Source organism: Streptomyces sp. NPDC053542 (assembly GCF_044544685.1).
Taxonomy (GTDB): Bacteria; Actinomycetota; Actinomycetes; order Streptomycetales; family Streptomycetaceae; genus Streptomyces.
Map to the genome: position 1 here is coordinate 161,948 of NZ_JBITXL010000008.1, position 24,790 is coordinate 186,737.

The following is a 24,790-nucleotide window of genomic DNA, read 5'->3' on the forward strand; positions in this document are numbered from 1 at the left end:
GTGGTCTACGGCCGGGTACGGACGAGTGCGCGAGCGATCATGCCATCGGCGACGGCAGTTGGCACAGAGCGCGGTGACCGCCGGGGCCGCGGATCCGGATCAATCGGCCCAGCCCGGGCGGGAGCCCGCCCGGACCGCGTCCGCATCCAGGGATTACCCCGCCTGCGGCGGCCGTACCACCCACTCACCCCGGCGCATGACGCCCACCAGGTCGTACGAGGCGTCCAGTACGACCAGGTCGGCGTCCTTGCCGGGCTCGATGGAGCCGGTGCGGTCGTCGATGCCCAGCAGCCGGGCCGGGTTGCCGGACAGGGCCTGTACGGCCGCTTCGACGCCGATTCCGTCGATCGTGACGGCGCGCTTGAAGGCGAGGTCCAGGGTGAGCGTGGAGCCCGCGATCGAGCCGGCGGTGGGGCCGCCGTGGATGCGCGCGACACCGTCCCTGACCTCGACCTCCATCGGGCCGAGCGGGTACATGCCGTCGCTCATGCCGGCCGCGCCCATCGCGTCGGTGATGAACGCGACGCGCTCCGGGCCCGCGTGACGGAACGCCAGCTGGAGCACGGACGGGTGCAGATGGGTGCCGTCGTTGATCAGCTCGACGGTGATCCGCTCGTCCTCCAGGAGGGCGGCGATCGGGCCGGGGGTGCGGTGGTTCAGGCCCGGCATGGCGTTGAAGAGATGCGTGGCGACCGTGGCGCCCGCGTCGATGGCCTCGCGCGTCGCGTCGTACGAGGAGTCGGTGTGGCCGATGGCCGCGATGACGCCGGAGTCGGCCAGCAGGCGTACGGAGTCCAGGCCGCCGGGCAGTTCCGGCGCGAGCGTCATCATCTTCGCCGTGCCCCGGGCCGCGTCGACCAGCTTGCGTACGGCTGCCGGGTCCGGGTCGCGCAGCAGTTCGGGCTGGTGGGCGCCGCAGCGGTGGGCCGAGATGAACGGGCCCTCGAAGTGGATGCCGGCCAGCTCGCCCTGCTCGACCAGCTCGGAGAGGACGGCCGCCTGCCGGGCCAGGTCGGCCAGGTCGCCGGTGACGGTGGAGGCGGCCATGGAGGTGGTGCCGTGGCGGCGGTGGGTGTCGGCGACCTTGAGGCACTCCTCGGGGTCGGCGGAGGAGAAGGAGCCGCCGCCCCCGCCGTGTACGTGCAGGTCCACGAAGCCGGGGACGATCAGGTGCCCGAACAGGTCGACGGTGGTGCCGCCGGCCGCGGGGCCCACGGCGAGCCGGTGCCCGTCGACGGTGAGGGTGAGGCCGTCGACGACGCCCGCGGGCAGCGCCACCCGGGCGCCGCTGAGGATGGTTCGGTCCGCCATCAGGCAGTTACCTCCGTGGAGAGAAGATCCCGGGCCAGCAGTCCTGCGCCCAGGCAGCCGGCGGCGTCCCCGAGCGCCGCAGGAACGATCGAGGGGAGCGGCTGGAAGGTAACCCGCCGCCGGACCGCCTCCCGCAGAGGCGTGAACAGCGTGTCGCCCGCCTCGGCGAGCCCGCCGCCGATGATCAGGGTCCGCGGATCGAGCAGTGTGAGGCAGGTGACCAGGCCGTCCGCGAGCGCGTCGACGGCCTCCTGCCATACGGCCACGGCCCGTGGGTCGCCGGACTCGACCGCTTTGGCGGCGTCCGCTGCTGTGGCGTCCGGGTCACCGCAGGCGGCGGCCCAGGCCCGGCCGACGGCCGCGGCGGAGGCCAGCGTCTCCAGGCAGCCGCGCTGGCCGCAGCCGCACGGGGCGCCCTGGGGACGTACGACGATGTGCCCGATCTCGCCCGCGCTGCCGTGCGCCCCGGCCTCGATCCGGCCGCCGATGCCGATGGCGGCCGCGATGCCGGTGCCCAGCGGCAGGAAGACGAACCGGTCGGCGCCCTTGCCCGCGCCGATCCGGCCCTCGGCGAGCCCGCCGGTACGCACGTCGTGGCCGAGCGCCACGGGGACGCCGCCGAGCCGCTCCGAGAGCAGGGCGCGCAGCGGGACGTCCCGCCAGCCGAGGTTCGCGGCGTACACGGCGGTGCCGGTGGCCTCGTCGATGATGCCGGGGACGGCGACGCCGGCCGCCGCGGCGGGGACGCCGTACCGCCGCACACCGAGGGCGCGCAGCTCGGCGGCGAAGTCGAGGATCGTTTCGACCACCGCCTCGGGGCCGCGCTCGCGTCCGGTGGGGCGGCGCGCCTCGTGCAGCAGGACGGGGGGCCGGGCGGGCGTGCCGTCGGCGGACGGCGCCTCCGTACCGACGAGTGCGGCCTTGATCCCGGTACCGCCCACATCGAGCGCGATGACATGTCTCACGCGGAACAGTCTCCCGCGCGGAGGGTCGAGAGGTCTAGTCCACTGCGGTGCCGGTGGCGGTGCGTCAGGGCGGACGGCTGGTGAGTACGTCCGTACATGGGGAGTTGGGCGGCGGTTCGTGCGCGCGATGTCTGCCGGTCGCCGGCGCGGCGCGGGCACGGGGTGGCCGGAAGGTGATCCGGAGGAGGCTGGCGTTCCGTTTTCCTGATGCGAAACGGAGACCTTGTTTGGTGTAGACCTTGTGAGGGTGTGCGGGGCAGACTCGCAGCTCATGCGCCCGACGGGGGGTGATCCCCGCCGCCGCGGCGCGTCCCGGAACGTACGGCACCATCTGGACTCAAAGGGCGGAACAGGGCAGCAATGGCAGTACAGCGACGCTACAAGAGCCTGGCGGCGGCAGGTATCGCGACAGCCATGACGCTGACACTGGCCTCCTGCTCCGGCGGCCCCGTCGGCAAGGACGACGTCACCCTGAAGCTGGTCGCCGCCGACTACGGCGACGGCGCCGCCAACTCCAGCAAGCACTACTGGCACGACGTGGTCGAGGCGTTCGAGGCCAAGCACCCGCACATCAAGGTCGACGTCGACGTCTACAGCTGGAAGGACGTCGACAAGGAGGTCGAGAAGCGGGTCAAGGCCGGCGACGCCCCCGACATGGCGCAGATCGGCGCCTACGCCGACTACGCCGCCGAGGGCAAGCTCTACAGCGCCGACGACCTGCTCTCCATCAACACCCAGGCGGACTTCACGCCCGGTCTCGCGGAGGCGGGGGAGTACCACCGCGTCCAGTACGGCATGCCCTTCGGGGCCAGCACGCGCCGCCTCTTCTACAACAAGAAGCTCTTCGCGCAGGCCGGCATCGCGAACCCGCCCAAGACCTGGTCCGACATCAGGCAGGACGCGCAGCTCCTGAAGGCCGCCGGCGTGAAGATACCTTTCGCCCTGCCGCTCGGGCCGGAAGAGACCCAGGCCGAGACCATGATCTGGATGCTGAGCGGGGGCGGCGGCTACACCGACTCCATCGGCAAGTACACGATCGACTCGCGGCAGAACATCCGCACGTTCAAGTGGGTCAAGGACAACCTCGTCGCCCCGGGGCTGACCGGCACCGACCCCGCGAAGCTCAACCGGCAGGACGGCTTCAACGCCTTCGCGAGCGGCCAGGCCGGCATGCTCAACGGCCACCCCACGCTGATGCAGCAGGCCAAGGCCAAGGGCATCGACTACGGCACCGTCGCGCTCCCCGGCATCACCGGCCCGGCCAAGTCCACCATGGGCGTCGCCGACTGGATGATGGGCTTCAAGCAGCACGGGCACCGCGCCGAGATCGGCCAGTTCCTCGACTTCGTCTACAACCAGGACAACGTCCTGCGGTTCTCCGGCGATTACGGCCTGCTGCCGGTCACCGTCTCCGCCTCCCAGAAGATGCTCGCGGACGACAAGTACAAGAAGCTGCACAGCTTCCTGAAGCAGCTGCCGGAAGCGGAGTTCTACCCCGCCGACAAGACCTCCTGGCCGCTGGTCAGCAAGACCATCAAGGCGAAGATGAGCGGCGCGGTCGGGAAGAACGGCGACCCCGCGACGGTGCTCACCGACATCCAGAACATCGCGGACGAGGCGGACAGCGCGACGCGGTGACGCCCGCCGGACCGGCCCCGCGGCCGTCCGGCCGGGTGATCAGTAGGGATGTCGTACCGCGGGGCTATCGTGGACGGGTGGTCTCCGAATCGCCGTCCGAGCGGCTGTCAGCGCGCGACGAGGCCGTGCTCGCCGTGGAGCGCCGCTCCTGGTCCGGGCCCGGCGCCAAGGAGCGCGCCATACGGGAGCGGCTCGGCATCTCGCCGACCCGCTACTACCAGCTGCTCAACGCCCTCCTGGACGACCCGCGGGCACTCGCCCACGACCCGGTGACGGTGAATCGCCTGCGGCGGGTGCGGGAGGCGCGGCGGGCCCGCCGCTGACGATCCGAAAGATCGTCGTACGACCTCCGTACGCCCCGTCCCACCGATAGGCTCGGCCCCATGGGCAGCCCCGAGAACCTCCTCGCGCAGCCGATGACCGAAGCGGGCCGTGCGGGCCTGGCCGGCTTTCTCGACCGGCCGGCCGACGCCGTCGTCGCGCTCGATTTCGACGGCACCCTCGCCGGCATCGTCCCCGACCCCGAGCAGGCCCGCGCCCACCCCGGCGTGGTCCAAGCGCTCACGCGCCTCGCCCCGCTGCTGCGCGCCGTCGTAGTGATCACCGGCCGTCCGGCGGAGACGGCCGTCCGGCTCGGCGGCTTCGCGGGCGTCGACGGCCTGGACCGCCTCGTCGTCCTCGGGCACTACGGCGCGGAGCGCTGGGAGGCCGCCACCGGCCGGATCGAGGCGCCCGCGCCGCCGCCGGGCGTCGCCGCGGCGACCGCCGAGCTGCCGGGCCTGCTGAAGCGCTCCGGAGCCTGGCAGGACGGGCCGGCCGAGGCCGCGATCGAGGCCGCGATCGAGACCAAGGGCGGCCGGGCCGTCGCCGTGCACACCCGGCGCACCGCCGACCCGCAGGGCACCTTCGAGGCGCTGCGCGCGCCGCTGGCCGCGCTCGCCGAGCGGCACGGCCTGATCGTCGAGCCGGGCCGCTTCGTCCTGGAGCTGCGCCCGCCCGGCGTCGACAAGGGCGTCGCGCTCACCTCGTACGTACGCGAGGTGAACGCCGACGCGGTCCTCTACGCGGGCGACGACCTCGGAGACCTGGCCGCCTACGCCGCCGTCGAAGCGCTGCGCGCCGAGGGCCTGCCCGGGGTCCTGGTATGCAGCTCGGCAACGGTCGGCGAGGGCGCCGAGGAACTGGCGAACCGCGCGGACCTGGTGGTACCGGGCCCGGCGGGCGTGGTGGATCTGCTCACGGCGCTGGCGGAGGCGAGCGCGCCGCAGGCATGAGGGCGCGCCCCGCAGGGGCGCGGGGAACTGCGCGACCAGCCAACAACGGCGGGTCAGCCGGCAGCCACACCGCCCGGGGCAGCCCGGAACCCGCCGGCCACAGCCCCGCAGGGCCCGGCAGCCCGGAACCGCGCGGCGTCAGCCGCCAAGCGCCCGCAGCTGCTCCAGGAACCACTGCGCCGGCGGCAGCGCAGTCGCCGCCGCAGCCAACCGCTTCGCGCGCTCGGCCCGCTCATCGAGTGGCATGGTCAGCGCTGCGTGCAGCGCCTCCGCCGTGCCCCCGATGTCGTACGGATTGATCACCAGCGCGTCCTCCGCCAGCTCCGCGCAGGCCCCGGCCTCCCGGGAGAGGACCAGCGCGCAGCCCGCCTCGGACACCACCGGCACCTCCTTCGCGACCAGGTTCATGCCGTCGCGGATGGGGTTGACCAGCGCGACGTCGGCGAGCCGGTAGGCGGCCAGGGAACGTGCGAAGTCGTCCTTCACGTGCAGCACGACCGGCAGCCAGCCGTCCGTGCCGAACTCGTCGTTGATCTCCCCGGCCAGCCGCGAGACCTCCTCGGTGTACTGCCGGTACACCGCCAGGTCCTGCCGCGAGGGGTAGGCGAACGCTATGTGCACCACCCGGCCGCGCCACTCGGGGCGGTCGGTCAGCAGCCGCCGGTACGCCTGGAGGCCGCGCACGATGTTCTTCGACAGCTCCGTGCGGTCCACCCGCACGATCGTCTTCCGCGGCGTGCCGTCCTCCGCGGTGCCGATCTGCTCCCGCAGGTCCGCCAGCCGCTCGTCGACGTCCGGCTGCCGGGAGCGCTCGCGCAGGAAGTCCGCGTCGGCGCCCAGGCCGTGCACCCCGAGCCGGGTGGTCCGGCCCTCGTACGTGACGCGCAGGCCCGACGCGCCGTCTCTGGCGACCTCGGCGCCCAGCACCGCGGCGCAGCACTCCGCGAACGCCTCGGCCCAGCGGTGGGTCAGGAACGCCGCCCGGTCGCCGCCCAGGATCCCGCGCAGCACCTCGGCCGCGACGTCGTCCGGCAGCAGCCGGAAGTAGTCCGGCGGCGCCCACGGGGTGTGCGAGAAGTGGCCGATGCGCAGGTCGGGGCGGCGCTCGCGGAGCATCCCCGGGACCAGCGTGAGGTGGTAGTCCTGCACGAGGACGGCCGCGCCGGGCGCCGCGGCCTCGGCGAGCGCGTCGGCGAAGGCGGCGTTGTACGCCTCGTACGACGCCCACTGGCCGCGGAAGTCCGCGTCGAACGCGGGCTCCAGCGGCGTCTGGTAGAGCAGGTGGTGGACGAACCACAGCACGGAGTTGGCGACGCCGTTGTACGCGTCGGCGAAGACCCCGGGCGCGATGTCCAGCATCCGGACGGACTGTCCACCGGTGTCGCCGGGGTCCAGCAGCCCGTCGCCGGCGGCGGCCCGCCGGGCCGCCTCGCGGTCGCCGTCGCCGAGCGCGGCGCACACCCACACGGCCCCGGCGTCCGGGCCGATGGCGGAGAGACCTGAGACCAGACCGCCGCCGCCCCGCCGGGAGGTCAGCGTGCCGTCCTCGCCCAAGGCGTAGGAGACCGGACCGCGGTTGGACGCGACAAGAACCTGGGCACCTGAGCTGGAGGAGACCATGCCGATGACCTAACCCGCCATAGATCCGCTCAAACGTGCGGCCGCCCGGCCCTCATGCCGCGCGCCGCTCCGCGTACTCCGGTATGTCCCGCATCGGCGGCCGCTCCTCGGTGTCCACGTCGGTCGTCCGCGGTACGAACCCGCCCTGCTCCCCGCGGTCGAACTGGGTCAGCCGGGGCCGTACGAGGTGGCCGCGGGCCAGCCGCAGCTGGGCGGTGCGGTAGATCGCCGCGGCCATCCGGCCGAGCGCCTGCCCGTCCTGGTGCCGGTGCCTGCGCACGCCCACGTCCACCTGCGCCAGCGCGTCCAGGCCGACCGTGTGCAGCGCGTCGACCAGCAGGCCCAGCTCGACGCCGTACCCGACGGGGAAGGGCAGCTGTTCGAGCAGCGAACGGCGGGCCGCGTACTCGCCGCCCAGCGGCTGGACGAAGCCGGCCAGCTGCGGCCAGTGCAGATTGAGCAGCGGGCGGGCCACCAGCTCGGTGACCCGTCCTCCCTGGCCGGCCTTCGGGCCGCCGGCGCCCTCGCCCAGCGGCCGGTCGTACATCGCCTTCACGAACTGCACCTGCGGCTCGGTCAGCAGCGGCCCGACGATGCCGGACACGAAGTCGGCGGAGAACTCGCGCAGGTCGGCGTCGACGAAGCAGACGATGTCGCCGCTGGTGGCCAGCAGCGAGCGCCACAGCACCTCGCCCTTGCCGGGCACCGTCGCCAGCCGGGGCAGGACCGCGTCGCGGTGCACGACGCGGGCGCCCGCGGCGGCCGCGACCTCGGCGGTGCGGTCGGCGGAGCCGGAGTCCACCACGATCAGCTCATCGACCAGCGGCACCGCGGCGGACATCAGATCGCGCCGGATGATCTCCACGATCGTGCCGACCGTGGCCTCCTCGTCGAGCGCGGGCAGCACTACGCTGACCGTCTGCCCGGTGCGGTTCTTCGCGGCCAACAGCTGGTCGAGCGGTCGGTCGGCGGCTGACCAGGAGCGGCCGGTCAGCCAGCGCTCCACCTCTTCCAGCACCTGTCCGTCTCCTTAAAGTGATCCATCTCGCGCATCGGACGACTATCTCAACCGTCCATGCCTTCGGTTACAGTCTTGAACAACGCGGATGACCACCGCATGCCGGGGTCACCGCTGAACAAACGCCTGTGTTTCGTACGCAGGCCATACCGCTCATCCAGAGGGGCAGAGGGATACGGCCCGTTGAAGCCCCGGCAACCCTCCAGCCGGTCTTGCCGCCAGGACGCTGATGTCCGCCGCGCGAGGCTCCCGGCTAGGGAAGGTGCCAAATCCGTCTCACGGCGAGATGCGTCGTGAGGAAGATGAGGAGAAAGGGCCTCGCCTCCATGGCTGTGCAAGCTTCCGAAAGCACCACCACCTCTGCCGTCTCTCTCGGCCCCGCCGCCGCGCTGTCCTGTCGCGAGTGCGGTACGCGCTTCCCGCTCGGCCCGATCTTCGCGTGCCAGGAATGTTTCGGGCCGCTCGAAGTGGCCTACGACCTGCCGAGCGGCGACCCCGAGGGCCTGAAGAAGCAGATCGAGGCCGGTCCGAACAACATCTGGCGGTACGCGCCGCTGCTGCCCGTCCCCGCCGACGTGGCCGACAAGCCCAACCTGAACCCGGGCTTCACCAAGCTGGTCCAGGCCGACCGCCTCGCCGCCGAGCTCGGCGTCACCGGCGGCCTGTACGTCAAGGACGACTCCGGGAACCCGACGCACTCCTTCAAGGACCGCGTCGTGGCCATCGCCGTCGAGGCGGCGCGCGCCTTCGGCTTCACCACCCTGTCCTGCTCCTCGACCGGCAACCTGGCCGGCGCGGTCGGCGCCGCGGCGCGCCGGGCGGGCTTCCGCTCCTGCGTGTTCATCCCGCACGACCTGGAGGCCGGCAAGGTCGTCATGGCCGCGGTCTACGGTGGCGACCTGGTCGGCATCGAGGGCAACTACGACGACGTCAACCGCTTCTGCTCCGAGCTCATCGGCGACCCGCTGGGCGAGGGCTGGGGCTTCGTGAACGTCAACCTCCGCCCGTACTACGGCGAGGGTTCCAAGACGCTCGCGTACGAGATCTGCGAGCAGCTCGGCTGGGAGCTGCCGGACCAGCTGGTCATCCCGATCGCCTCGGGCTCGCAGCTCACGAAGATCGACAAGGGGCTCAAGGAGCTCATCGCGCTCGGCCTGGTCGAGGACAAGCCGTACAAGATCTTCGGCGCCCAGGCCGAGGGCTGCTCGCCGGTGTCCACCGCCTTCAAGGCCGGCCACGACGTCGTACGCCCGCAGAAGCCGAACACCATCGCCAAGTCGCTGGCCATCGGCAACCCGGCGGACGGCCCGTACGTGCTCGACATCGCCCGCCGCACCGGCGGTGCCGTCGAGGACGTCAACGACGAGCAGGTCGTGGACGCGATCAAGCTGCTGGCCCGCACGGAGGGCATCTTCGCGGAGACCGCGGGCGGCGTGACCGTCGGCGTCACCAAGAAGCTCATCGAGAACGGCCAGATCGACCCGGCGAAGTCCCTGGTCGTCCTCAACACCGGTGACGGCCTGAAGACGCTGGACGCTGTCGCGCCGACCACCGGGCCGACCGCGACCATCCGTCCGAGCCTGGACGCGTTCCGCGAGGCCGGCCTCGACAAGTAAGAGCCTGTGTCATGACACAGCCTCTAAGCGCCCGCACGCGCTGTTCCCCGGTCCCTGAAAGGTAGAAGATCCCCATGAGCGTCAACGTCCGCATCCCCACCATCCTGCGCACCTACACCGGCGGCCAGGCCGAGGTCTCCGCAGAGGGCGCGAACCTCTCCGAGGTCATCGCGGACCTGGAGAAGAACCACAACGGCATCGCGGCCCGCGTCCTGGACGACCAGGGCAAGCTGCGCCGCTTCGTGAACGTCTACGTCAACGACGACGACGTGCGCTTCGAGCAGGGCCTGGAGACCCCGACGCCGGACGGCGCCGGCGTCTCGATCATCCCCGCGGTGGCCGGCGGCTGCTGAAGCCCGCCGCCTTTCGCGCACGCCCCTGCGTGCGCCCTGTGTGCGCCCCCTGTGCACCGCCTCGTGGGTGACTGCATACGCCTCCTGGAATCGCCCCGTCCGCAGCAAAAGCGGACGGGGCGATTCCATGTCGTTAAAGGCGATACAGTTGAGGTGAATCCTCTTCGCGCGCGTGCCCCACGCATATGAGAACGCGACAAGATGTGCACAAAGTGTGTGCGTATTTTGTCGCGTTGATGAGCTATGCCCGGCCCGGCTTGCCCAGAATTATTGAGACTTCGCCGCAAATCGGCGAATGGTCGTGGGCAGAATTCTCGTCCGATTGACCTGTTGCGCTGGGCATCGGTGCAGATACATTCAGCGGCGGTCGACGCGTTCCGGCGCACACCCTCCTTGGGGGTGAGGTCTGACCCGGGTCCGCGGAGTGCGGTCCTGCGCAAGGGCCAGCAATAGGGGAGTTAGGAATGGCTCAGGGCACCGTCAAGTGGTTCAACGCGGAGAAGGGGTACGGCTTCATCGCGGTCGACGGTGGTGCGGATGTTTTCGTCCACTACAGCGCGATCCAGATGGACGGCTACCGCACCCTTGAGGAAGGTCAGCGGGTCGAGTTCGAGATCTCGCAGGGCCAGAAGGGGCCGCAGGCGGACATGGTTCGCGTGGCCGGCTGAGCGCCGACCGACTGCAGCGTACGGAGGCCCGTGCCCCCCTTGGGGGCGCGGGCCTTCTGTTGTGCACGGGCGCGTGCCGGCCCGGCCCCCTTGCGGCGCTGCCGCGCGGTCCCGCAGGCTGGCTGAGGCGCTTGCGCCCACCCGTCTCCCGGCCACCACCCCTCATCGAGCCTCCTTCGGAGGCGCTTGCACTCTAGGGTGCCGAGTGCTAATCATTGCGTTAGCACTCTGAAGGTGAGAGTGACAGAACTTCGGATCGGGCCGGTGAGGTCCGCGGTCCGGTGGGGCAGGGAACCACCGGGGCGCAGGCCGTCCGTCGCGGGCACCAGCGCGGTCCACTGCGTTTCCACCCCTGTCCGGGAGGACCACTTCACATGGCCAAGATCATCGCGTTCGACGAGGAGGCACGGCGCGGTCTCGAGCGCGGGATGAACCAGCTCGCCGACGCCGTCAAGGTCACCCTTGGCCCCAAGGGCCGCAACGTCGTCCTTGAGAAGAAGTGGGGCGCCCCCACGATCACCAACGATGGTGTCTCCATCGCCAAGGAGATCGAGCTCGAGGACCCGTACGAGAAGATCGGCGCCGAGCTGGTCAAGGAGGTCGCGAAGAAGACGGACGACGTCGCCGGTGACGGCACGACGACCGCGACCGTCCTGGCCCAGGCCCTGGTCCGCGAGGGCCTGCGCAACGTCGCGGCCGGCGCCAACCCGATGGCCCTGAAGCGCGGCATCGAGCGCGCCGTCGAGGCCGTCTCCGCCGCCCTGCTGGAGCAGGCGAAGGACGTGGAGACCAAGGAGCAGATCGCCTCCACCGCCTCCATCTCCGCGGCCGACACCCAGATCGGTGAGCTCATCGCCGAGGCCATGGACAAGGTCGGCAAGGAAGGCGTCATCACCGTCGAGGAGTCCCAGACCTTCGGTCTGGAGCTGGAGCTCACCGAGGGTATGCGCTTCGACAAGGGCTACATCTCGGCGTACTTCGCCACCGACATGGAGCGTATGGAGGCGTCGCTCGACGACCCGTACATCCTGATCGTCAACTCCAAGATCTCCAACGTGAAGGACCTCCTCCCGCTGCTGGAGAAGGTCATGCAGTCGGGCAAGCCGCTGCTGATCATCGCGGAGGACGTCGAGGGCGAGGCCCTGTCGACCCTGGTCGTCAACAAGATCCGTGGCACCTTCAAGTCCGTCGCCGTGAAGGCCCCGGGCTTCGGTGACCGCCGCAAGGCCATGCTCGGCGACATCGCCATCCTCACCGGTGGCACCGTCATCTCCGAGGAGGTCGGCCTCAAGCTCGAGAACGCCGGTCTGGACCTCCTGGGCCGCGCCCGCAAGGTCGTCATCACCAAGGACGAGACCACCATCGTCGACGGTGCCGGTGACAGCGAGCAGGTTCAGGGCCGCGTCAACCAGATCCGCGCCGAGATCGAGAACAGCGACTCGGACTACGACCGCGAGAAGCTCCAGGAGCGTCTGGCGAAGCTGGCCGGCGGCGTGGCCGTCATCAAGGCCGGTGCCGCGACCGAGGTCGAGCTCAAGGAGCGCAAGCACCGCATCGAGGACGCCGTTCGCAACGCGAAGGCGGCCGTCGAGGAGGGCATCGTCGCCGGCGGTGGCGTCGCCCTGCTGCAGGCTTCCTCGGTCTTCGACAAGCTCGAGCTCGAGGGCGACGAGGCCACCGGTGCCGCCGCTGTGAAGCTGGCCCTGGAGGCCCCGCTGAAGCAGATCTCCATCAACGGCGGCCTCGAGGGCGGCGTCGTGGTGGAGAAGGTGCGCAACCTGGCCGTCGGCCACGGTCTGAACGCCGCGACCGGCGAGTACGTCGACATGATCGCCGAGGGCATCATCGACCCCGCCAAGGTCACCCGCTCCGCGCTGCAGAACGCCGCCTCCATCGCGGCGCTCTTCCTCACCACCGAGGCCGTCATCGCCGACAAGCCGGAGAAGGCCGCCGCGGCCGCCCCGGGCGGCATGCCGGGCGGTGACATGGACTTCTGATCCACCCCTCCCGGGACCGGATCAGCTGTTCATCGCTGTACGAACCGAGGGCGGCACCCCCACCAGGGGGTGCCGCCCTCGGGCGTTTCCGGGCCGCCGCCCGTCAGGCGGCGGGGTGGGCGATGAACGCGACTTCTTCGTGCTCGTCGTCCAGGGCAATGCTCAGGGACGCGTCCAGGGCGCGGGCCAGGCGCCGCAGCAGGGGCAGCGTCGGCACGGTGTCGGCGCCCTCGATGCGGGAGATCTTCGCCTGGGCGAGCCCGGCGCGCTCGGCGACCTCTGCCTGGGTCAGCCCCAGTTCCGTACGGCGGTCGTACACGGCCTTGGCGAAGGCCATGGCCAGCCGGATCTCCGCGCGTTCGGCCGTGGCTTCGGGAGACTCGACGTGTCCCTCGGCGAGTTTCCTCTCGCGGGCCAGCTTCCAGCGGCTGTGATTCATCGCGCGTCCCCTTCCTCGCCGCGGCAATACGTCGTGTGGGCCGGGCCGTGCTCGCTTTCGCACACCTTACGGGCGGTCACTGCCCGGGAGACCTGAGCCGTTTCCCGCATACGGGTCTTACGGAAGACCGTGAGCAGCACGATGCGACGCTCCGGAGCGAACCAGTACGTGATCCTGGTGTCCTCGCCGCCCAAGGTGGGGCGTAGCTCGTACACCCCGTCCCGCAGCGGGCGGGCGAACGGCATGGGTGTCCGAGCGCCCAGGGTGGCCAAAAGCTCGGCGTACTCCTCGACCTTGCGGAAATGCCGGTCGGGGAGCAGCTCCAGCCAGGCCCGCACCTCGGGCTCGACCTCGATCACCTACAGGGCGTCCATGCGGCGCACCGTATTATGTCGTCAACGACATAATACGGTGCGGACGGGCGGATTCACCGGTTCTGGTGACGTCGGGCGGCCGGTGGGTCAGAGGGCTGCCGGTTCCTTGTCCGAAGGGGAGCTGGTGGGCGCGGCGGGGGCGGCCTTGGCGTGGGACGCCGGGGCATCAGCCGCAGGAGTGTCTGTGTCGGCGTTCAGCTCGGCGAGCATCTGCTTGCTGAAGCCGAAGAAGTAGGTGGCCAGGAAGCCGATTACGTAGCCGGCGAGGAGGCCGATGGCGTAGATGAGGGCTGTGGTGCCGAGGGCGTGGTTGCCCTTGAGGAGGGGGAAGAGGGCCCAGCCGGAGGGGCCGATGGCGGTGGAGCCGACGGCCGTGCCGAGCTGGTTGAGGAGGCCGACGAAGGCGCCGCCGAACGCGCCGCCGACGCAGGCGGTGATGAAGGGGCGGCCGAGGGGGAGCGAGACGCCGTAGATCAGGGGCTCGCCGACGCCGAGGAAGCCGGCCGGGAGCGCGGACTTGATGGTCGTACGGATCGAGCCGTTGCGGGGGAGGCGGAGGTAGACGGCGATGGCCGCGCCCACCTGGCCCGCGCCCGCCATGGCGAGGATCGGCAGCAGGACCGTGTAGCTCTGCTGCTCGATGAGGGTGGTGTGGATGGGGATGAGGGCCTGGTGGAGGCCGAGCATCACCAGCGGGAGGAAGAGGCCGCCGAGGACGAAGCCGGCGAGCGCGCCGCCGTGGGCGAGGAGCCAGTTGGCGGCCGTACCGATCGCGGCCGAGACCTCGCCCGCCGCGTACATCAGGCCGAAGACCGTCACCAGGCCGGTGAGCAGGACCGTGAGGGTGGGCGTGACGAGGACGTCGAGGGATTCGGGGACCCAGCGGCGGCACCACTTCTCGATGTGGACCGCCAGTACGGCGGCGCCCAGCGCGCCCAGGACGCCGCCCTGGCCCGGGGAGAGCTTCTGGCCGAAGGCGGTGACGTTCGCGACGCCGGGGAAGACGATGATCGCCGCGACCGCGCCGCCGAGGATCGGCGTGCCGCCGAACTCCTTCGCCGTGTTGAAGCCGACGAACACCGCGATCAGGGCCATGAAGCCGGAGGCGATGGCGGTCAGCGCGGGGACGAGCGTCGGCAGCCAGCCGAGGTTGGTGAGCAGGCCGTTGATGCCCGCGATGATGCCGCAGCCGATGAGCGCGGGGATCAGCGGCACGAAGATGTTCGCGATCCTGCGGAGGAAGAGCTTGAAGGGGGTGGCGTTGGCCGCCTTGCGCCGGGCCTTGATCGCGGCACCCTGGGCGGCCAGCTCGTCGGCGGTGGTGGTGGGGGCGGCCGGGGACCCGGGGGCCGGCTCGTCGGCGGGGGCCGGGCCGGGCGCCGCCCCGCGCTCCTCCTCGACCAGCTCTTCGAAGACGGGCGTGACGCGGGCGACCGTACCGGGGCCGAGCACGATCTGGTACGTGTCGTCCTCGACCACCCCCATGACGGCCGGCAGCGCCTTGAGCGCGTCGTCCTGGACCAGCGAACGGTCCTTGATGCCGAGGCGGAGCCGGGTCATGCAGTGGGCGATGGAGGTGATGTTGGCAGCGCCGCCGACGAGGGGCAGGAGCGCGGCGGCGGTGGCGCGGTTCTTGTCCGGGGAGCCGGAGTTCCCCTGGGGAGATGCAGAGGTCATGTGCGAGGCGCTGTTCTGTCGGAGGATGCGCCGCGGGGGCGCGGGGCAGCGGCGCCTCCCCGGGGGAGGAGGGGCGCCGGGCGGTCAGCTTTCCTGGGCGGCGGCCTGGAGCGCGGCGCGCAGGTGGCCGCGGGATTCGGCGAGCAGGCGGGCCGCGGTGGGCCCGTCCACGGAGCCGAGGAGCACCAGGATGGCGTGCTTCACCTCGCCGTCGGTGGCGGCGAGCGCTTCTTCGATCTCCGTGTCGGACGCGCCCGTGGCGAGCGCGACGATGCGGCGGGAGCGGGCCCGCAGCTTGTCGTTGGACGCGCGGACGTCGACCATCAGGTTCCCGTAGGTCTTGCCCAGTCGGATCATCGTGATCGTCGAGAGCATGTTCAGGACGAGCTTCTGGGCCGTGCCGGCCTTCAGGCGGGTCGAGCCGGTCAGCAGCTCGGGGCCGACGACGACCTCGATGCCGTGGTCGGCGGCGGCCGCGAGCGCGGAGCCGGCGTTGCACGACAGGCCGACGGTCAGCGCGCCCTGGGCGCGGGCGTGCTCGACGGCCCCGATGGCGTACGGCGTGCGGCCAGAGGCGGAGATGCCGACCACCGTGTCCTCGGCGGTCAGGCCCAGCGCGTCCAGCTCGGCGGCGGCCAGGTCCTTGCTGTCCTCGGCGCCCTCCACGGCGGTGATCATGGCGGGCGGGCCGCCCGCGATCAGCCCGATCACTTCTTCGGGAGCGGTGTTGAACGTGGGCGGGCACTCGCTGGCGTCCAGGATGCCCAGCCGCCCGGCCGTGCCGGCACCGGCGTAGATCAGCCGGCCGCCGCGGGCCATCCGCGCGGCGATGCCGTCGATGGCGGCGGCGATCCGCGGCAGCTGCTCGGCGACGGCGGCCGGGACCGTGGCGTCCTCGCCGTTCATCGTGCGGGCGATCTCCAGGGTGGGGAGTTGGTCGATCTCGGCGAGCTCCGGCCGGAACGCCTCGGTGGTGAGGGTGTCCAGCTGGGCCCGCAGGTCGGTGTGGTCAGCGGTGGAAGTCATGGCGGTGGGGGCTCTCCGAGTGCGGCTGAGGGGGGAAGGAGGGTGCGGCGTGCGGGCCGGCGGGCGCCCCTGCCGGGGGCCGCGCGCACAGGCTCTTAGCGGGGGCGGGGGGAGTGGCGGTGGGCCAGGGCTTCGTACGAAGCGGACAGGGCGGGCGCCGCCGTCTCGTACGTGCGCTGGGCGACGCCGACGAAGAGGCAGTCGACGACGAGCAGCTGGCTCGTGCGCGAGGACATGGCCGCCGGGCGCAGCTCGCTCTCGCGGGCCGTGGACGTGGTCAGTATGTGATCGGCGTACGCGGCGATCTCGCCGTCCGGGCGGCCGGTGATCGCGATGGTCGTCGCGCCGCGGTCGAAGGCGACCCGCAGCGGCTCTATGACGTCCGTGGTGCGCCCGGAGTGGGTGATCGCGACGGCGACGTCGCCGGTCCGCATCTGCACGGCGTTGGTCACCGCGAGGTGCGGGTCGGAGTGGGCGTGCGCGATCAGGCCGATGCGCAGCAGCTTCTGGGCCAGGTCCTGGCCTACGAGGCTGGAGGCGCCGATGCCGTACACATCGATCCTGCGGGCGCCTGCGAGCGCGGCCACGGCCGCCTCCAGCTGGGTGGTGTCCAGCGCGGCCGCGGTGTCGGCGAGGCACTGCTGCTCCTCCTGCGCGAGCTTGGCGACCACGTCCGTGAGCGAGTCGTCGACCGCTATGTCCGCCGTGACGGCGGGGGCGCGGCCCGCGGCCTGCTGGGCCGCGAGGGCGGCGAGCGCCAGCCGCAGATCGCGGTAGCCCGGGTAACCGAGCAGGCGGGAGGTGCGGACGACGGTGGCCTCGCTGGTGCCCGTGCGCTCCGCGAGGCCGGTGACGGTGAGCGCGGCGCAGCCCGCCGGGTCGCCGGCGACGGTCTCCGCGACCCGCTGCATGGAGCGGGTCATGGACGGCGCGAGGGTGCGCACCTTCGCCGCGAGGGCGGCGGGGGCGGGCGGGGTCCGGTCCGGCTGCGGCCGCCGGGCGGCGCCGGAAGCCGCGCCGGACGTGGCGGGGGCGGCCTCGGAACCCGTGCCGGACGTGGCCGGGGCGGCCTCGGAACCCGCGTCGGACGTGGCCGGGGCGCCGGGAGCCGTGCCGTTGAAAGTTTCCTTCAGTCTGGTGCTCACCTCTGAAAAGTAATTTCAGTCACCGGTGGCGTCAACACCTCTCCGCGGCCTGTGGACAACTCCGGGCCGCTGGGACGTGGGAGTACGCATGTGGGTGTTCGGCGTGTACGCGCGACAATGGGCACATGGAGTTGGAACAGGCGCTGCACGCCGCCCGGGCCCTGGTGATCGCGGACCTGATGGCGGGCGATGTCGCCGACGCGGACATCGTCTCGCTGGTGGAGGACGCGGTCGCGCACCGGCGGTGGTGGGTCGAACAGTGGCCGGAGGGCATCGAATTCGTCGCCGGGCTCGTCGCCCAGGACGTCCAGGATTCCCTGCTGGAGCGGTACGGCCGCTGGCCGCTGTGCCCGGTGTGCACCGAAGGCGGCGATCCGCACGCGCTGGACGTGGCGCCGGAGCTGGGGCCCGACCCGCACTGGGTCTGCCCGAAGACGGCCGTCTCGGTGGCCCGGGTCGGCTCGCTCGGCGCGCCGCTGGGGCGCTGAGGAGCGGGGTGACGGTCTACATCGATCCGCCGACCTGGCCGGGGCACGGCCGGCTGTGGTCGCATCTGGTGAGCGATGCGTCGTTCGAGGAGCTGCACGACTTCGCGGCCCGGATCGGCGCGCCACGGCGGGCGTTCGAGCGCGATCACTACGACCTGCCGGCGGAACGGTACGCCGACGCCGTACGGGCCGGCGCGGTCGAGATCGGCAGCAAGGAGCTGGTGCGCCGCCTCACGGCCGCGGGTCTCCGACGGCCGAAAAACCGCCGGATCTGACTGCTTTTGTCATAGGAGTCTGGATATGCGAACGGGGCGGCACCGGCTGACCGGGCCGCCCCGCCCGCTGCGCGGAGCTGTCAAGCGGAGCCGTCGCTCAGAGGCGCTTGCCGCTCGCCGCCGCGCTCCGGTCGTCCGCCGCCGCCTCGTGGGCGTGCGGCTCCTCCGAAGACGCGACCAGCCGGGAAGCCACACCCGTGGAGCGCTGTATCCGGTACGCCACGCCGGTCGCGGCGACGGCGGCCGCCGCCAGCGCGGCGCCGGTCCAGGCCACGGCCGGGTAGCCCCAGTGCGCGCTGATGACCAGGCCGCCCAGCCACGGGCCGAGCGTGTTGCCGATGTTGAAGGCGGCCGTCGTGGTGGCCCCCGCCAGCGTCGGCGCGGCGTTGGCGACGTTGAACATCCGGGCGTTCAGGGCCGGGGCCGTGGTGAACGCCGTGACGCCCAGCATCAGGGACAGCGCGATCGCCGCTACGGAGTTGTGCGCGGTCAGCGCGAGGACCGCCAGCACGAGGGTGGAGGCGATGATGCCTCCGAAGAGGGTCGGGAAGAGGTGCGCGTCGGCGATCCGGCCGCCTGTGTACGTACCGATGAGCGCGCCCACCCCGAAGAGCGCCAGCACCGTGGGCACCCAGCTCTCGGCGAGCCCGGCGGTATCGGTGAGCAGCGGGGAGAGGTACGAGAAGAGGGCGAAGACCGCGGCGCCGTTCAGCGCGGTGGCGGTGAGCGCGAGCCAGACCTGCTTGTCGCGGTAGATCGCCAGTTCGCGGCGGAGCTGCGGACGGTCCTCGCCCGTGGGCACCGCCGTACGCGGTACGAGCGCGACCACGCCGACCAGGCCGATGGCGGAGAGCACCGCCACCGCCCAGAACGCGGCGCGCCAGCCGGCCGTCTGCCCGAGCAGCGCGCCGGCCGGCACGCCCGCGATGTTGGCGATGCTCAGACCGCCGACCATCACGGCCATCGCGCGGGCGCGCGCCGTGAACGGCACGAGCGAGACGGCCACGGCCGCGCCCACCGCCCAGAAGCCGGCGCACGCCAGCGCGCTCACCACCCGGGAGATGAAGAGCACCGGGTACGAGGGCGCGAGCGCGCCCGCGACCTGGCCGAGGCCGAAGACGGCGAGCAGCGCGATCAGCGTCGTGCGCCGCGGGAGGCGGAGCGTGGCGGCGGCCAGCGTCGGAGCGCCGACCACCATGCCGATCGCGAACGCCGAGACGAGCAGCCCGGCCTGCGGGATCGAGACATGCATGTCCCGGGCCAGTGGCTGGAGGATCCCGGAGAGCATGAACTCGGAAGTCCCCAGGGCGAAAACGGACAATCCGAGGATGTAGACGGCGATGGGCATACGGGCGCGTTCGGCGCGATCAGGAGGGACAGGCATGACACGCATGAACAGCGTGAACACGCCTGACATTCCCGCGGGGTTCGCGCCGCCGCGTATGCCGCTCGCCGGCAGCCCGCCTCGTACAGCCGTCTCGTACGGCCGTCTCGTACGGCCGTCTCGCACGGCCGCCTCGTACGGCGTCTCGGACGCTCGTCAGCCCCGCTCGGGGGTCAGGGCGTCAGTACGCCGTCCCGTACGGCGGTGACGAACGCCGACCAGGCCCCCGGGGGCAGGACGAGCGCCGGCCCTCCGGGGTTCTTGCTGTCGCGCACCGGGACCGCGCCCGGCGCGCCGTGCCCCATCTCCACGCAGTCGCCGCCGCTGCCGCCGCTGTAGCTGCTCTTGCGCCAGCTGATGCGGGACAGGTCGAGCGTTGGGTGGAGCTGGAGTTGATCAATAACCATCGTGGTGATCCTTCGCCGCCGACTCGATGAGAACGAGGGACGCTTCGGGTGACAGTGCAGCGGCCCGGACGAGATCGTAAGCCAAGTCATACCGTTCCACATGCGAAGGCTCGTCCAACATTTGCCCTGTTGCAAGGCCCTGTAGGTACGCGACAGGAGGTGCATCTGCAAATTTCATCAGCTTGAGCGAGCCTTCGAGGGCCGCGTGGGCGCCCTCCGCGTACGGCAGTACCTGCACGATGACGCGATTCCGGCGTATGAGCGCCGCGATATGGGTGAGCTGGGTGTGCATGGCGGCCGGACCGCCCACGGGGCGGCGCAGCACGTTCTCGTCGAGCACCGCCCAGAACAAGGGGGTTGTTGGATCCTCGAGGACGCGGGCGCGGTCCAGCCGCGCGGACAGTAAGTCGTCGATGACGCTCTCCGGGGCGACCGGGTGCACCGCGCGGAACACGGCCCTCGCGTAGTCCTCCGTTTGCAGCAGCCCCGGGACGAGCAGCGGGGCGAATTCCCTGATCGAGATCGCCATTGCCTCGAACTCCGCGGCGTCCGCGAAGTGTTCCGGATAGCGGGAGCGCTGGGCCGCTTCGACGTTCCGCTCGAAGAACCCGTCCGTGCCGAGGATCTCGTCGATCCGCCGCGCGTACTCCCCCTGTATCCGTCGTGCGCCCGATTCGAGCTGGCCGATGAACGACCCGCTCACGAACATCGGCGCCCCGAGCTCCGCCTGCGTCAGCCCTGCGCTTTCTCGCTTGAACCGCAGCTCAGCGCCGTAAAGCGCCCTCGGTGAAAGCGACGGATCCAGTTGTTTCGGCTTCGGCATGGCCCACTCCCTGTCGTGCACCTGGTGTTGTTGGATGTCACCCTCTGTCAAGCTTAACCCCGGACCGTCACCATATAGACACAACGAGTAAGTCGGTACGGAGCGCGATGAGGCGCAGTGAGGCGCGGTGAGGCGCAGTGAGGTCCGCGACCGGAGAGACGAGGTACCCGGTGACGCTCCCGGCGAAGGGTTCGTATGTGGTCGACACCCGATTCGGCAGGATCGGGGAGGTGATGGGGCACGAAGGGCCCTACGTACAGCTGCGCCCGCCGGGGGGCGGACGTGAGTGGGACTGCCCGCCGGCCGACGCCCGGGCCGCCACCCCGCGCGAACGCCTGGCGGCCAGGACGGCGCTGGCCAACGCGCGCAGCCGCGGGGAGCGCGGCTGAACGAGACGCGCGAGAACGGCGCGTAATGAACGTGAGCGCGGTGCGCCCCGGACCCCGGCGCCCCCGCCTCAGCCCTCGCACCCCCGCCTCACGCCGTCAGAAGGTCGAGCTCCGTGGTCAGGTTCCGCCGGGCCAAACGCTCCCATCTGTCGTGCCCCTCCGGCGTGCGGAACAGCCGCGGCAGCGCCAGCAGTTGACGCAGTACATCGGCCCGGCCCGCCCGGAACGCCTCGTCCGGCACGAAAGCGAACTCCTCACGCACCGCGGCGGCGTACGCCGCGTACTGCTCCGGCGCCCCGGCCAGTACCGCCAGATCCGCGTCGCACAGCACCTCGCCGTTGCTGTCCCCCTCGGCCGGGTCGTGCGTGACCGTGAGCCGCACGAGACGCGCCACCTCCGCCGTGCGCTCCGCGTCGATCCCCAGCTCCGGCAGCGCCCGCTCGGCGAGCGCCGCGCTGCGCTCCTCGTTCTCGGACCGGTCGGGGCGGTAGACGGCGTCGTGGAACCACGCGGCGAGCCGTACGACATCGGGGTCGGCGGCGTGTCCGACCAGCTCGTCGATCCGGTCCAGCACGGCGGCCAGGTGCTCGGTCGTGTGATAGCGGCGCTGCGGCTCGGCCCAGCGCGCGAGCAGGTTGTCGGCGTACGGAGCGGGGTCGGGCGGCAGGGCGAGCGCGGTGCCGGGCACGGTCGCCGCGTCGGCGTTCCGGAGCGCCAGGACGGTGTCGTGCCAGCGGCGGCGCAGGTGTTCACCCGGGTCCATGCGGCCCGTGCGGCCCGTCGGGGAGGAAGCCATACGACCATTGTGCGCATCCGGACGGGGGGCCTCACCACAGGTGATCGCGCCGATCGCCGGCGCGTGCCGGGCACGTCGGCGCCGGACGCTTTTCGCGCCGGATCGGTGTCGCTCCGTAGCGCCGCCCTGCTGCGTATGGCACCCTTGAGCACATGTCTAGACCAATTCTCGAGGTGATCGCGCTCGATGCCGCGGACGCCGCCGCGGCCGAGGCCGGAGGGGCGGACCGCCTCGAACTGGTCACGGACATGGCATCCGACGGACTCACCCCGCCCCGCGAGACCTTCGCCGCCATCCGGGCCGCCGTCACCATCCCGCTGCGCGTCATGCTGCGCGCCGCGGACGGCTTCGCCGCGGGCGACGCCCGGACGTTCGACGCGCTGTGCGCGGCCGCCGCGGCGCTCCGGGCCGAGGGCGCCGAGGAGTTCGTCCTCGGATTCCTCGCCGAGGACGGCGGGCCCGACCTCGCCGCCGTCGACGCGCTGACCGAAATGATCGACGGCTGCCGCTGGACCTTCCACCGCGCCATCGACCACGCCGCCGACCGCGACGGCCTGCGCAAACGCCTGGACGGCCGGCCCGGCATGGACACCTACCTCACCGCGGGCTCGGCCGCCGGCGTCGACGACGGGCTGCCGGTGCTGCTCGCCGAGGCGGCGCGCGCGGCGGCCGGCGAGCCGGGGTACGGCCCGCAGATCATGGCGGGCGGCGGCCTCACCCTCGCGCACGTCCCGCGGCTGCGCGCCGCCGGCGTCACCGCCTTCCACATCGGCGGCGCGGCGCGCCCGGCGGGCTGGTCGGCGCCGGTCTCCCCGGCCGCCGTGGAGACCTGGCGCGCGGCGCTGGACGGCTGAGCGGTACCGGCCGCCCGGGGCGCCCGCCCAACCCGCGCGCCGGGCGCGTGCTTCAGCCCGCCAGCTCCTCCGGGAGCGGCGCCGCGTGCACGACCGTCAGGCCGGACACCGCACGCGTGAGGCATACGTACAGGCGGCGCAGCCCGGTCCGGTGGTCCGGCTCGGCGTCCACGAGCGCCGCCGGTTCGTCCAGCACCACGTAGTCGTACTCCAGGCCCTTCGCGAGCGTGGCGGGCACGAGGGTGAGCCGGGCGTCCGCCGAGGTCTCCTCTCCGGGGGAGAGCGTGGCCAGGCCGGCGGCTTCGAGTGCCTCGCGCAGCGCCGGGAGGCGCGGCTCCGCGGCGATCAGACCGATGGAGCCCTCCTTGGCCAGCGCGTCGCGGCAGGCGGTGATCACCGCCTCGTCGAGCGCGTCCGCCGCCGTCGCGCGGATCTCGAAGTCACCCGGGGACTCGCGGATGGACGTCGCCTCGGAGAGGTCCGGCGCGATGGCCGGAAGCAGCCGGGAGGCGTACGCGATGACCTCACGCGGCACACGGAACCCCTGGGTCAGCTCCTCCACCGCGGCACCCGGCTTGCCCAGATGGGCCAGCGCCTCCTCCCAGGTGTCCGTCGACCACGGCGTCGTGCCCTGGGCGATGTCGCCCAGTACCGTCGCCGAGCCGGTCGAACAGCGCCGGCCCACGGCCCGGTACTGCATGGGGGAGAGGTCCTGCGCCTCGTCCAGCACCACATGGCCGAGCGAGTGCGTACGCTCCACCAGGTCGTGCGCCTCGTCGATGAGCACGGCGTCGGCGGCGGACCACTTGGCGCTGCGCACGCTGCGGGCCGGCCGGGTCCACAGGATCGCCTTCTGCTCCTCGTCGGTGAGGATGCCGTCGGCGTGCTCGGCCAGGAAGTCCGCGTCGGACAGCAGCCGCAGCACCAGCTTCGCCGGATCGACCGGCGGCCAGACCGCCTTGACCGTCGCCTTCACCGCGGCGTTCCGGGCGACCGCGTCCTGCACACGGTCGTCGGGCGCCTCCCCGGCCCGCTCCATCTGCACGAGCACGGCGTGCGCGATCCGCTGCGGCAGCGCCTCGCGTGCCGCGCCGTAGCGGATGCCCCGGTCCAGCAACTGCTGGACGATCTCTTCCAGTTCGTACACGGGGACGCGCCAGCGGCGGGAGCCGCGGACCACCACGCACGCCTCCGTGGGCATCGTGACGTGCGCGCGGACGGCGCGCCGCAGCACCTCCGCCAGCCGCGCGTCCCCCTTGATCGTGGCGGCCGCGGCATCGTCCGTACCGCGCACCTCCACGTGCGCCACGAGGTCGTCGACCGTGGCCTGCTTGACCTCCAGCTCGCCCAGCGCGGGCAGCACCTGCTCGATGTAGTGCAGGAACGACTTGTTGGGCCCGATGACCAGGGTGCCGGCGCGGGCCAGCTTCTCGCGGTGCGCGTAGAGGAGGTACGCGACCCGGTGCAGGCCGACGGCGGTCTTCCCGGTACCGGGCGCCCCCTGGACGCAGACGGTGCCGCCGATCCCCGCCCGGACGATCTCGTCCTGCTCGGGCTGGATGGTGGCCACGATGTCGCGCATCGGGCCCACGCGCGGCCGCTCGATCTCCGTCTGGAGCAGCTTGCTGGCGTGCTCCGCCTCCGCCGGGTCGGTGAGGTGCTCGTCCTCGTACGCGGTCAGCTCGCCGCCGGTGTACCCGAAGCGGCGGCGCAGCCGCAGGTCCATCGGGTCCTTCTTGGACGCACGGTAGAAGGGCTGGGAGACGGGCGCGCGCCAGTCGATGACCATGGGGTCGCCGTCGGCGTCGTGGACGTGCCGCCGCCCGATGTAGAACTCCTCTCCCTCCGCCCCCTCCGCGAGATCGACGCCCGGCGCGTGCAGGTAGTCCAGGCGCCCGAAGAAGAGCGGGGTGTGGGAGAGATCGGCGAGCGCCTTGATGCGGGCCTCGACCTCGCCCTGCAGGATCTGGGCATTGACCCAGTTCGCCGCCACGTCCTTGATGTTCAGCGCCTCGGCGTCCTCGCGCATGGCACGGAGCGCGGCGCGGGACGCGGCCAGATGCGCTCGCTCGCTGGCGAGGGGGTCGTCCTGGTCGTGCTTTTCCTTCTGGTCAGGGGCGTGCGAGGGCACGGCTTCGCCTCCGGGCAGCTGCGGTGGTCTGGGGCCGGCCGGTTTCCGTCCGGGCGGCGGCGCTCCGCGACGAGAGTCGTACGGGAGGCGGGCAGACGCGCGATTGTATCCAGCACGCAGTG

Annotated in this window: 25 protein-coding genes and 1 riboswitch; of the genes, 11 read left to right on the top strand and 14 right to left on the bottom strand. The window is 72.0% G+C overall.

All coding sequences use genetic code 11. The features are described from left to right. Positions 1-153: 153 nt before the first annotated feature. Both nagA and ACIGXO_RS23440 read right to left on the bottom strand, forming a co-directional pair. Positions 154-1,311 carry an N-acetylglucosamine-6-phosphate deacetylase gene (gene nagA / locus ACIGXO_RS23435; protein WP_399790077.1) on the bottom strand — a complete coding sequence of 386 codons (1,158 nt, stop codon included), beginning with the start codon at positions 1,309-1,311 and terminating at the stop codon, positions 154-156. Beyond that, positions 1,311-2,276 (bottom strand): ROK family protein, encoded by a 966-nt coding sequence (locus ACIGXO_RS23440; RefSeq protein ID WP_399790080.1) that lies wholly within the window; start codon positions 2,274-2,276, stop codon positions 1,311-1,313. Before ACIGXO_RS23440 ends, nagA begins: the two co-directional genes overlap by 1 nt. 360 nt (positions 2,277-2,636) lie before the next feature. On the opposite strand from ACIGXO_RS23440, the gene ACIGXO_RS23445 reads away from it, so the two are divergent. From ACIGXO_RS23445 to otsB, 3 genes are all read left to right on the top strand, one after another. Continuing rightward, entirely contained in the window at positions 2,637-3,914 is a 1,278-nt protein-coding gene (locus tag ACIGXO_RS23445; RefSeq protein ID WP_399790083.1) for an extracellular solute-binding protein, read from the top strand. Between the two features lie 77 nt (positions 3,915-3,991). After that, positions 3,992-4,237 (top strand): DUF3263 domain-containing protein, encoded by a 246-nt coding sequence (locus ACIGXO_RS23450; protein WP_363260599.1) that lies wholly within the window; start codon positions 3,992-3,994, stop codon positions 4,235-4,237. 60 nt (positions 4,238-4,297) lie between these two features. Further along, on the top strand, positions 4,298-5,188 hold the full coding sequence (gene otsB / locus ACIGXO_RS23455) for a trehalose-phosphatase (RefSeq protein WP_399790085.1): 891 nt from the start codon (positions 4,298-4,300) through the stop codon (positions 5,186-5,188). A gap of 138 nt (positions 5,189-5,326) precedes the next feature. On the opposite strand, the gene ACIGXO_RS23460 is transcribed toward otsB, so the two are convergent. Both ACIGXO_RS23460 and ACIGXO_RS23465 read right to left on the bottom strand, forming a co-directional pair. After that, positions 5,327-6,808: a trehalose-6-phosphate synthase gene (locus ACIGXO_RS23460; protein WP_399790088.1), complete on the bottom strand. Its 1,482-nt coding sequence runs from the start codon at positions 6,806-6,808 to the stop codon at positions 5,327-5,329. A 52-nt stretch (positions 6,809-6,860) separates the two neighbouring features. After that, positions 6,861-7,826: a glucosyl-3-phosphoglycerate synthase gene (locus ACIGXO_RS23465; RefSeq protein ID WP_399790091.1), complete on the bottom strand. Its 966-nt coding sequence runs from the start codon at positions 7,824-7,826 to the stop codon at positions 6,861-6,863. A gap of 150 nt (positions 7,827-7,976) precedes the next feature. After that, a riboswitch (SAM riboswitch) is annotated at positions 7,977-8,135 on the top strand. Positions 8,136-8,152: 17 nt separating this feature from the next. On the opposite strand from ACIGXO_RS23465, the gene thrC reads away from it, so the two are divergent. The 4 genes from thrC (at position 8,153) to groL (ending at position 12,460) form a co-directional block, all read left to right on the top strand. Next, a complete protein-coding gene (thrC, locus tag ACIGXO_RS23470; protein WP_399790094.1) occupies positions 8,153-9,442 on the top strand; it encodes a threonine synthase in 1,290 nt (429 codons plus the stop codon). Between the two features lie 74 nt (positions 9,443-9,516). Continuing rightward, positions 9,517-9,795: a MoaD/ThiS family protein gene (locus tag ACIGXO_RS23475; protein WP_399790097.1), complete on the top strand. Its 279-nt coding sequence runs from the start codon at positions 9,517-9,519 to the stop codon at positions 9,793-9,795. A gap of 464 nt (positions 9,796-10,259) precedes the next feature. After that, on the top strand, positions 10,260-10,463 hold the full coding sequence (locus ACIGXO_RS23480; protein ID WP_003986833.1) for a cold-shock protein: 204 nt from the start codon (positions 10,260-10,262) through the stop codon (positions 10,461-10,463). A gap of 374 nt (positions 10,464-10,837) precedes the next feature. Further along, entirely contained in the window at positions 10,838-12,460 is a 1,623-nt protein-coding gene (groL, locus tag ACIGXO_RS23485; protein WP_399790100.1) for a chaperonin GroEL, read from the top strand. Between the two features lie 103 nt (positions 12,461-12,563). On the opposite strand, the gene ACIGXO_RS23490 is transcribed toward groL, so the two are convergent. The 5 genes from ACIGXO_RS23490 to ACIGXO_RS23510 all read right to left on the bottom strand — a co-directional run bounded on the left by ACIGXO_RS23490 (position 12,564) and on the right by ACIGXO_RS23510 (position 16,920). Then, positions 12,564-12,899, bottom strand: a complete 336-nt coding sequence (locus ACIGXO_RS23490) for a helix-turn-helix domain-containing protein (protein ID WP_399790103.1) — start codon at positions 12,897-12,899, stop codon at positions 12,564-12,566. Continuing rightward, a complete protein-coding gene (locus tag ACIGXO_RS23495) occupies positions 12,896-13,258 on the bottom strand; it encodes a type II toxin-antitoxin system RelE/ParE family toxin (RefSeq protein ID WP_399790106.1) in 363 nt (120 codons plus the stop codon). The genes ACIGXO_RS23490 and ACIGXO_RS23495 overlap by 4 nt, the downstream gene beginning before the upstream one ends. A gap of 102 nt (positions 13,259-13,360) precedes the next feature. Continuing rightward, the gene (locus ACIGXO_RS23500; RefSeq protein ID WP_399790108.1) at positions 13,361-14,950 is read right to left on the bottom strand and encodes a PTS transporter subunit EIIC; all 1,590 of its coding nucleotides are present in this window, start codon (positions 14,948-14,950) and stop codon (positions 13,361-13,363) included. A gap of 84 nt (positions 14,951-15,034) precedes the next feature. Then, complete coding sequence (gene murQ / locus ACIGXO_RS23505) at positions 15,035-15,976, bottom strand: N-acetylmuramic acid 6-phosphate etherase (RefSeq protein ID WP_399790111.1); 942 nt, start codon at positions 15,974-15,976, stop codon at positions 15,035-15,037. Between the two features lie 95 nt (positions 15,977-16,071). Beyond that, positions 16,072-16,920 (bottom strand): MurR/RpiR family transcriptional regulator, encoded by an 849-nt coding sequence (locus tag ACIGXO_RS23510; RefSeq protein ID WP_399790618.1) that lies wholly within the window; start codon positions 16,918-16,920, stop codon positions 16,072-16,074. A 326-nt stretch (positions 16,921-17,246) separates the two neighbouring features. Here ACIGXO_RS23510 and ACIGXO_RS23515 point away from each other — a divergent pair, with 326 nt between their 5' ends. Beyond that, positions 17,247-17,609 (top strand): hypothetical protein, encoded by a 363-nt coding sequence (locus tag ACIGXO_RS23515; protein ID WP_399790114.1) that lies wholly within the window; start codon positions 17,247-17,249, stop codon positions 17,607-17,609. Between the two features lie 8 nt (positions 17,610-17,617). Beyond that, entirely contained in the window at positions 17,618-17,884 is a 267-nt protein-coding gene (locus ACIGXO_RS23520) for a DUF4031 domain-containing protein (protein WP_399790117.1), read from the top strand. 97 nt (positions 17,885-17,981) lie between these two features. Here ACIGXO_RS23520 and ACIGXO_RS23525 read toward each other — a convergent pair whose 3' ends face one another. The 3 genes from ACIGXO_RS23525 to ACIGXO_RS23535 all read right to left on the bottom strand — a co-directional run bounded on the left by ACIGXO_RS23525 (position 17,982) and on the right by ACIGXO_RS23535 (position 20,498). After that, a complete protein-coding gene (locus ACIGXO_RS23525; protein WP_399790120.1) occupies positions 17,982-19,268 on the bottom strand; it encodes a Cmx/CmrA family chloramphenicol efflux MFS transporter in 1,287 nt (428 codons plus the stop codon). Between the two features lie 173 nt (positions 19,269-19,441). Next, positions 19,442-19,675 (bottom strand): DUF397 domain-containing protein, encoded by a 234-nt coding sequence (locus ACIGXO_RS23530; RefSeq protein WP_399790123.1) that lies wholly within the window; start codon positions 19,673-19,675, stop codon positions 19,442-19,444. Beyond that, positions 19,665-20,498 (bottom strand): Scr1 family TA system antitoxin-like transcriptional regulator, encoded by an 834-nt coding sequence (locus ACIGXO_RS23535; protein ID WP_399790126.1) that lies wholly within the window; start codon positions 20,496-20,498, stop codon positions 19,665-19,667. Before ACIGXO_RS23535 ends, ACIGXO_RS23530 begins: the two co-directional genes overlap by 11 nt. 197 nt (positions 20,499-20,695) lie before the next feature. Between ACIGXO_RS23535 and ACIGXO_RS23540 the strand changes: the two genes are divergently transcribed. After that, complete coding sequence (locus ACIGXO_RS23540) at positions 20,696-20,887, top strand: hypothetical protein (protein WP_399790668.1); 192 nt, start codon at positions 20,696-20,698, stop codon at positions 20,885-20,887. Between the two features lie 88 nt (positions 20,888-20,975). Here the strand turns inward: ACIGXO_RS23540 and ACIGXO_RS23545 are convergent, their stop codons facing one another. Beyond that, positions 20,976-21,683 carry a hypothetical protein gene (locus ACIGXO_RS23545; RefSeq protein ID WP_399790129.1) on the bottom strand — a complete coding sequence of 236 codons (708 nt, stop codon included), beginning with the start codon at positions 21,681-21,683 and terminating at the stop codon, positions 20,976-20,978. A gap of 152 nt (positions 21,684-21,835) precedes the next feature. Here ACIGXO_RS23545 and ACIGXO_RS23550 point away from each other — a divergent pair, with 152 nt between their 5' ends. Further along, complete coding sequence (locus tag ACIGXO_RS23550; RefSeq protein ID WP_399790132.1) at positions 21,836-22,537, top strand: copper homeostasis protein CutC; 702 nt, start codon at positions 21,836-21,838, stop codon at positions 22,535-22,537. 52 nt (positions 22,538-22,589) lie between these two features. On the opposite strand, the gene ACIGXO_RS23555 is transcribed toward ACIGXO_RS23550, so the two are convergent. Next, entirely contained in the window at positions 22,590-24,668 is a 2,079-nt protein-coding gene (locus ACIGXO_RS23555; protein WP_399790136.1) for a HelD family protein, read from the bottom strand. Positions 24,669-24,790 lie beyond the last annotated feature (122 nt).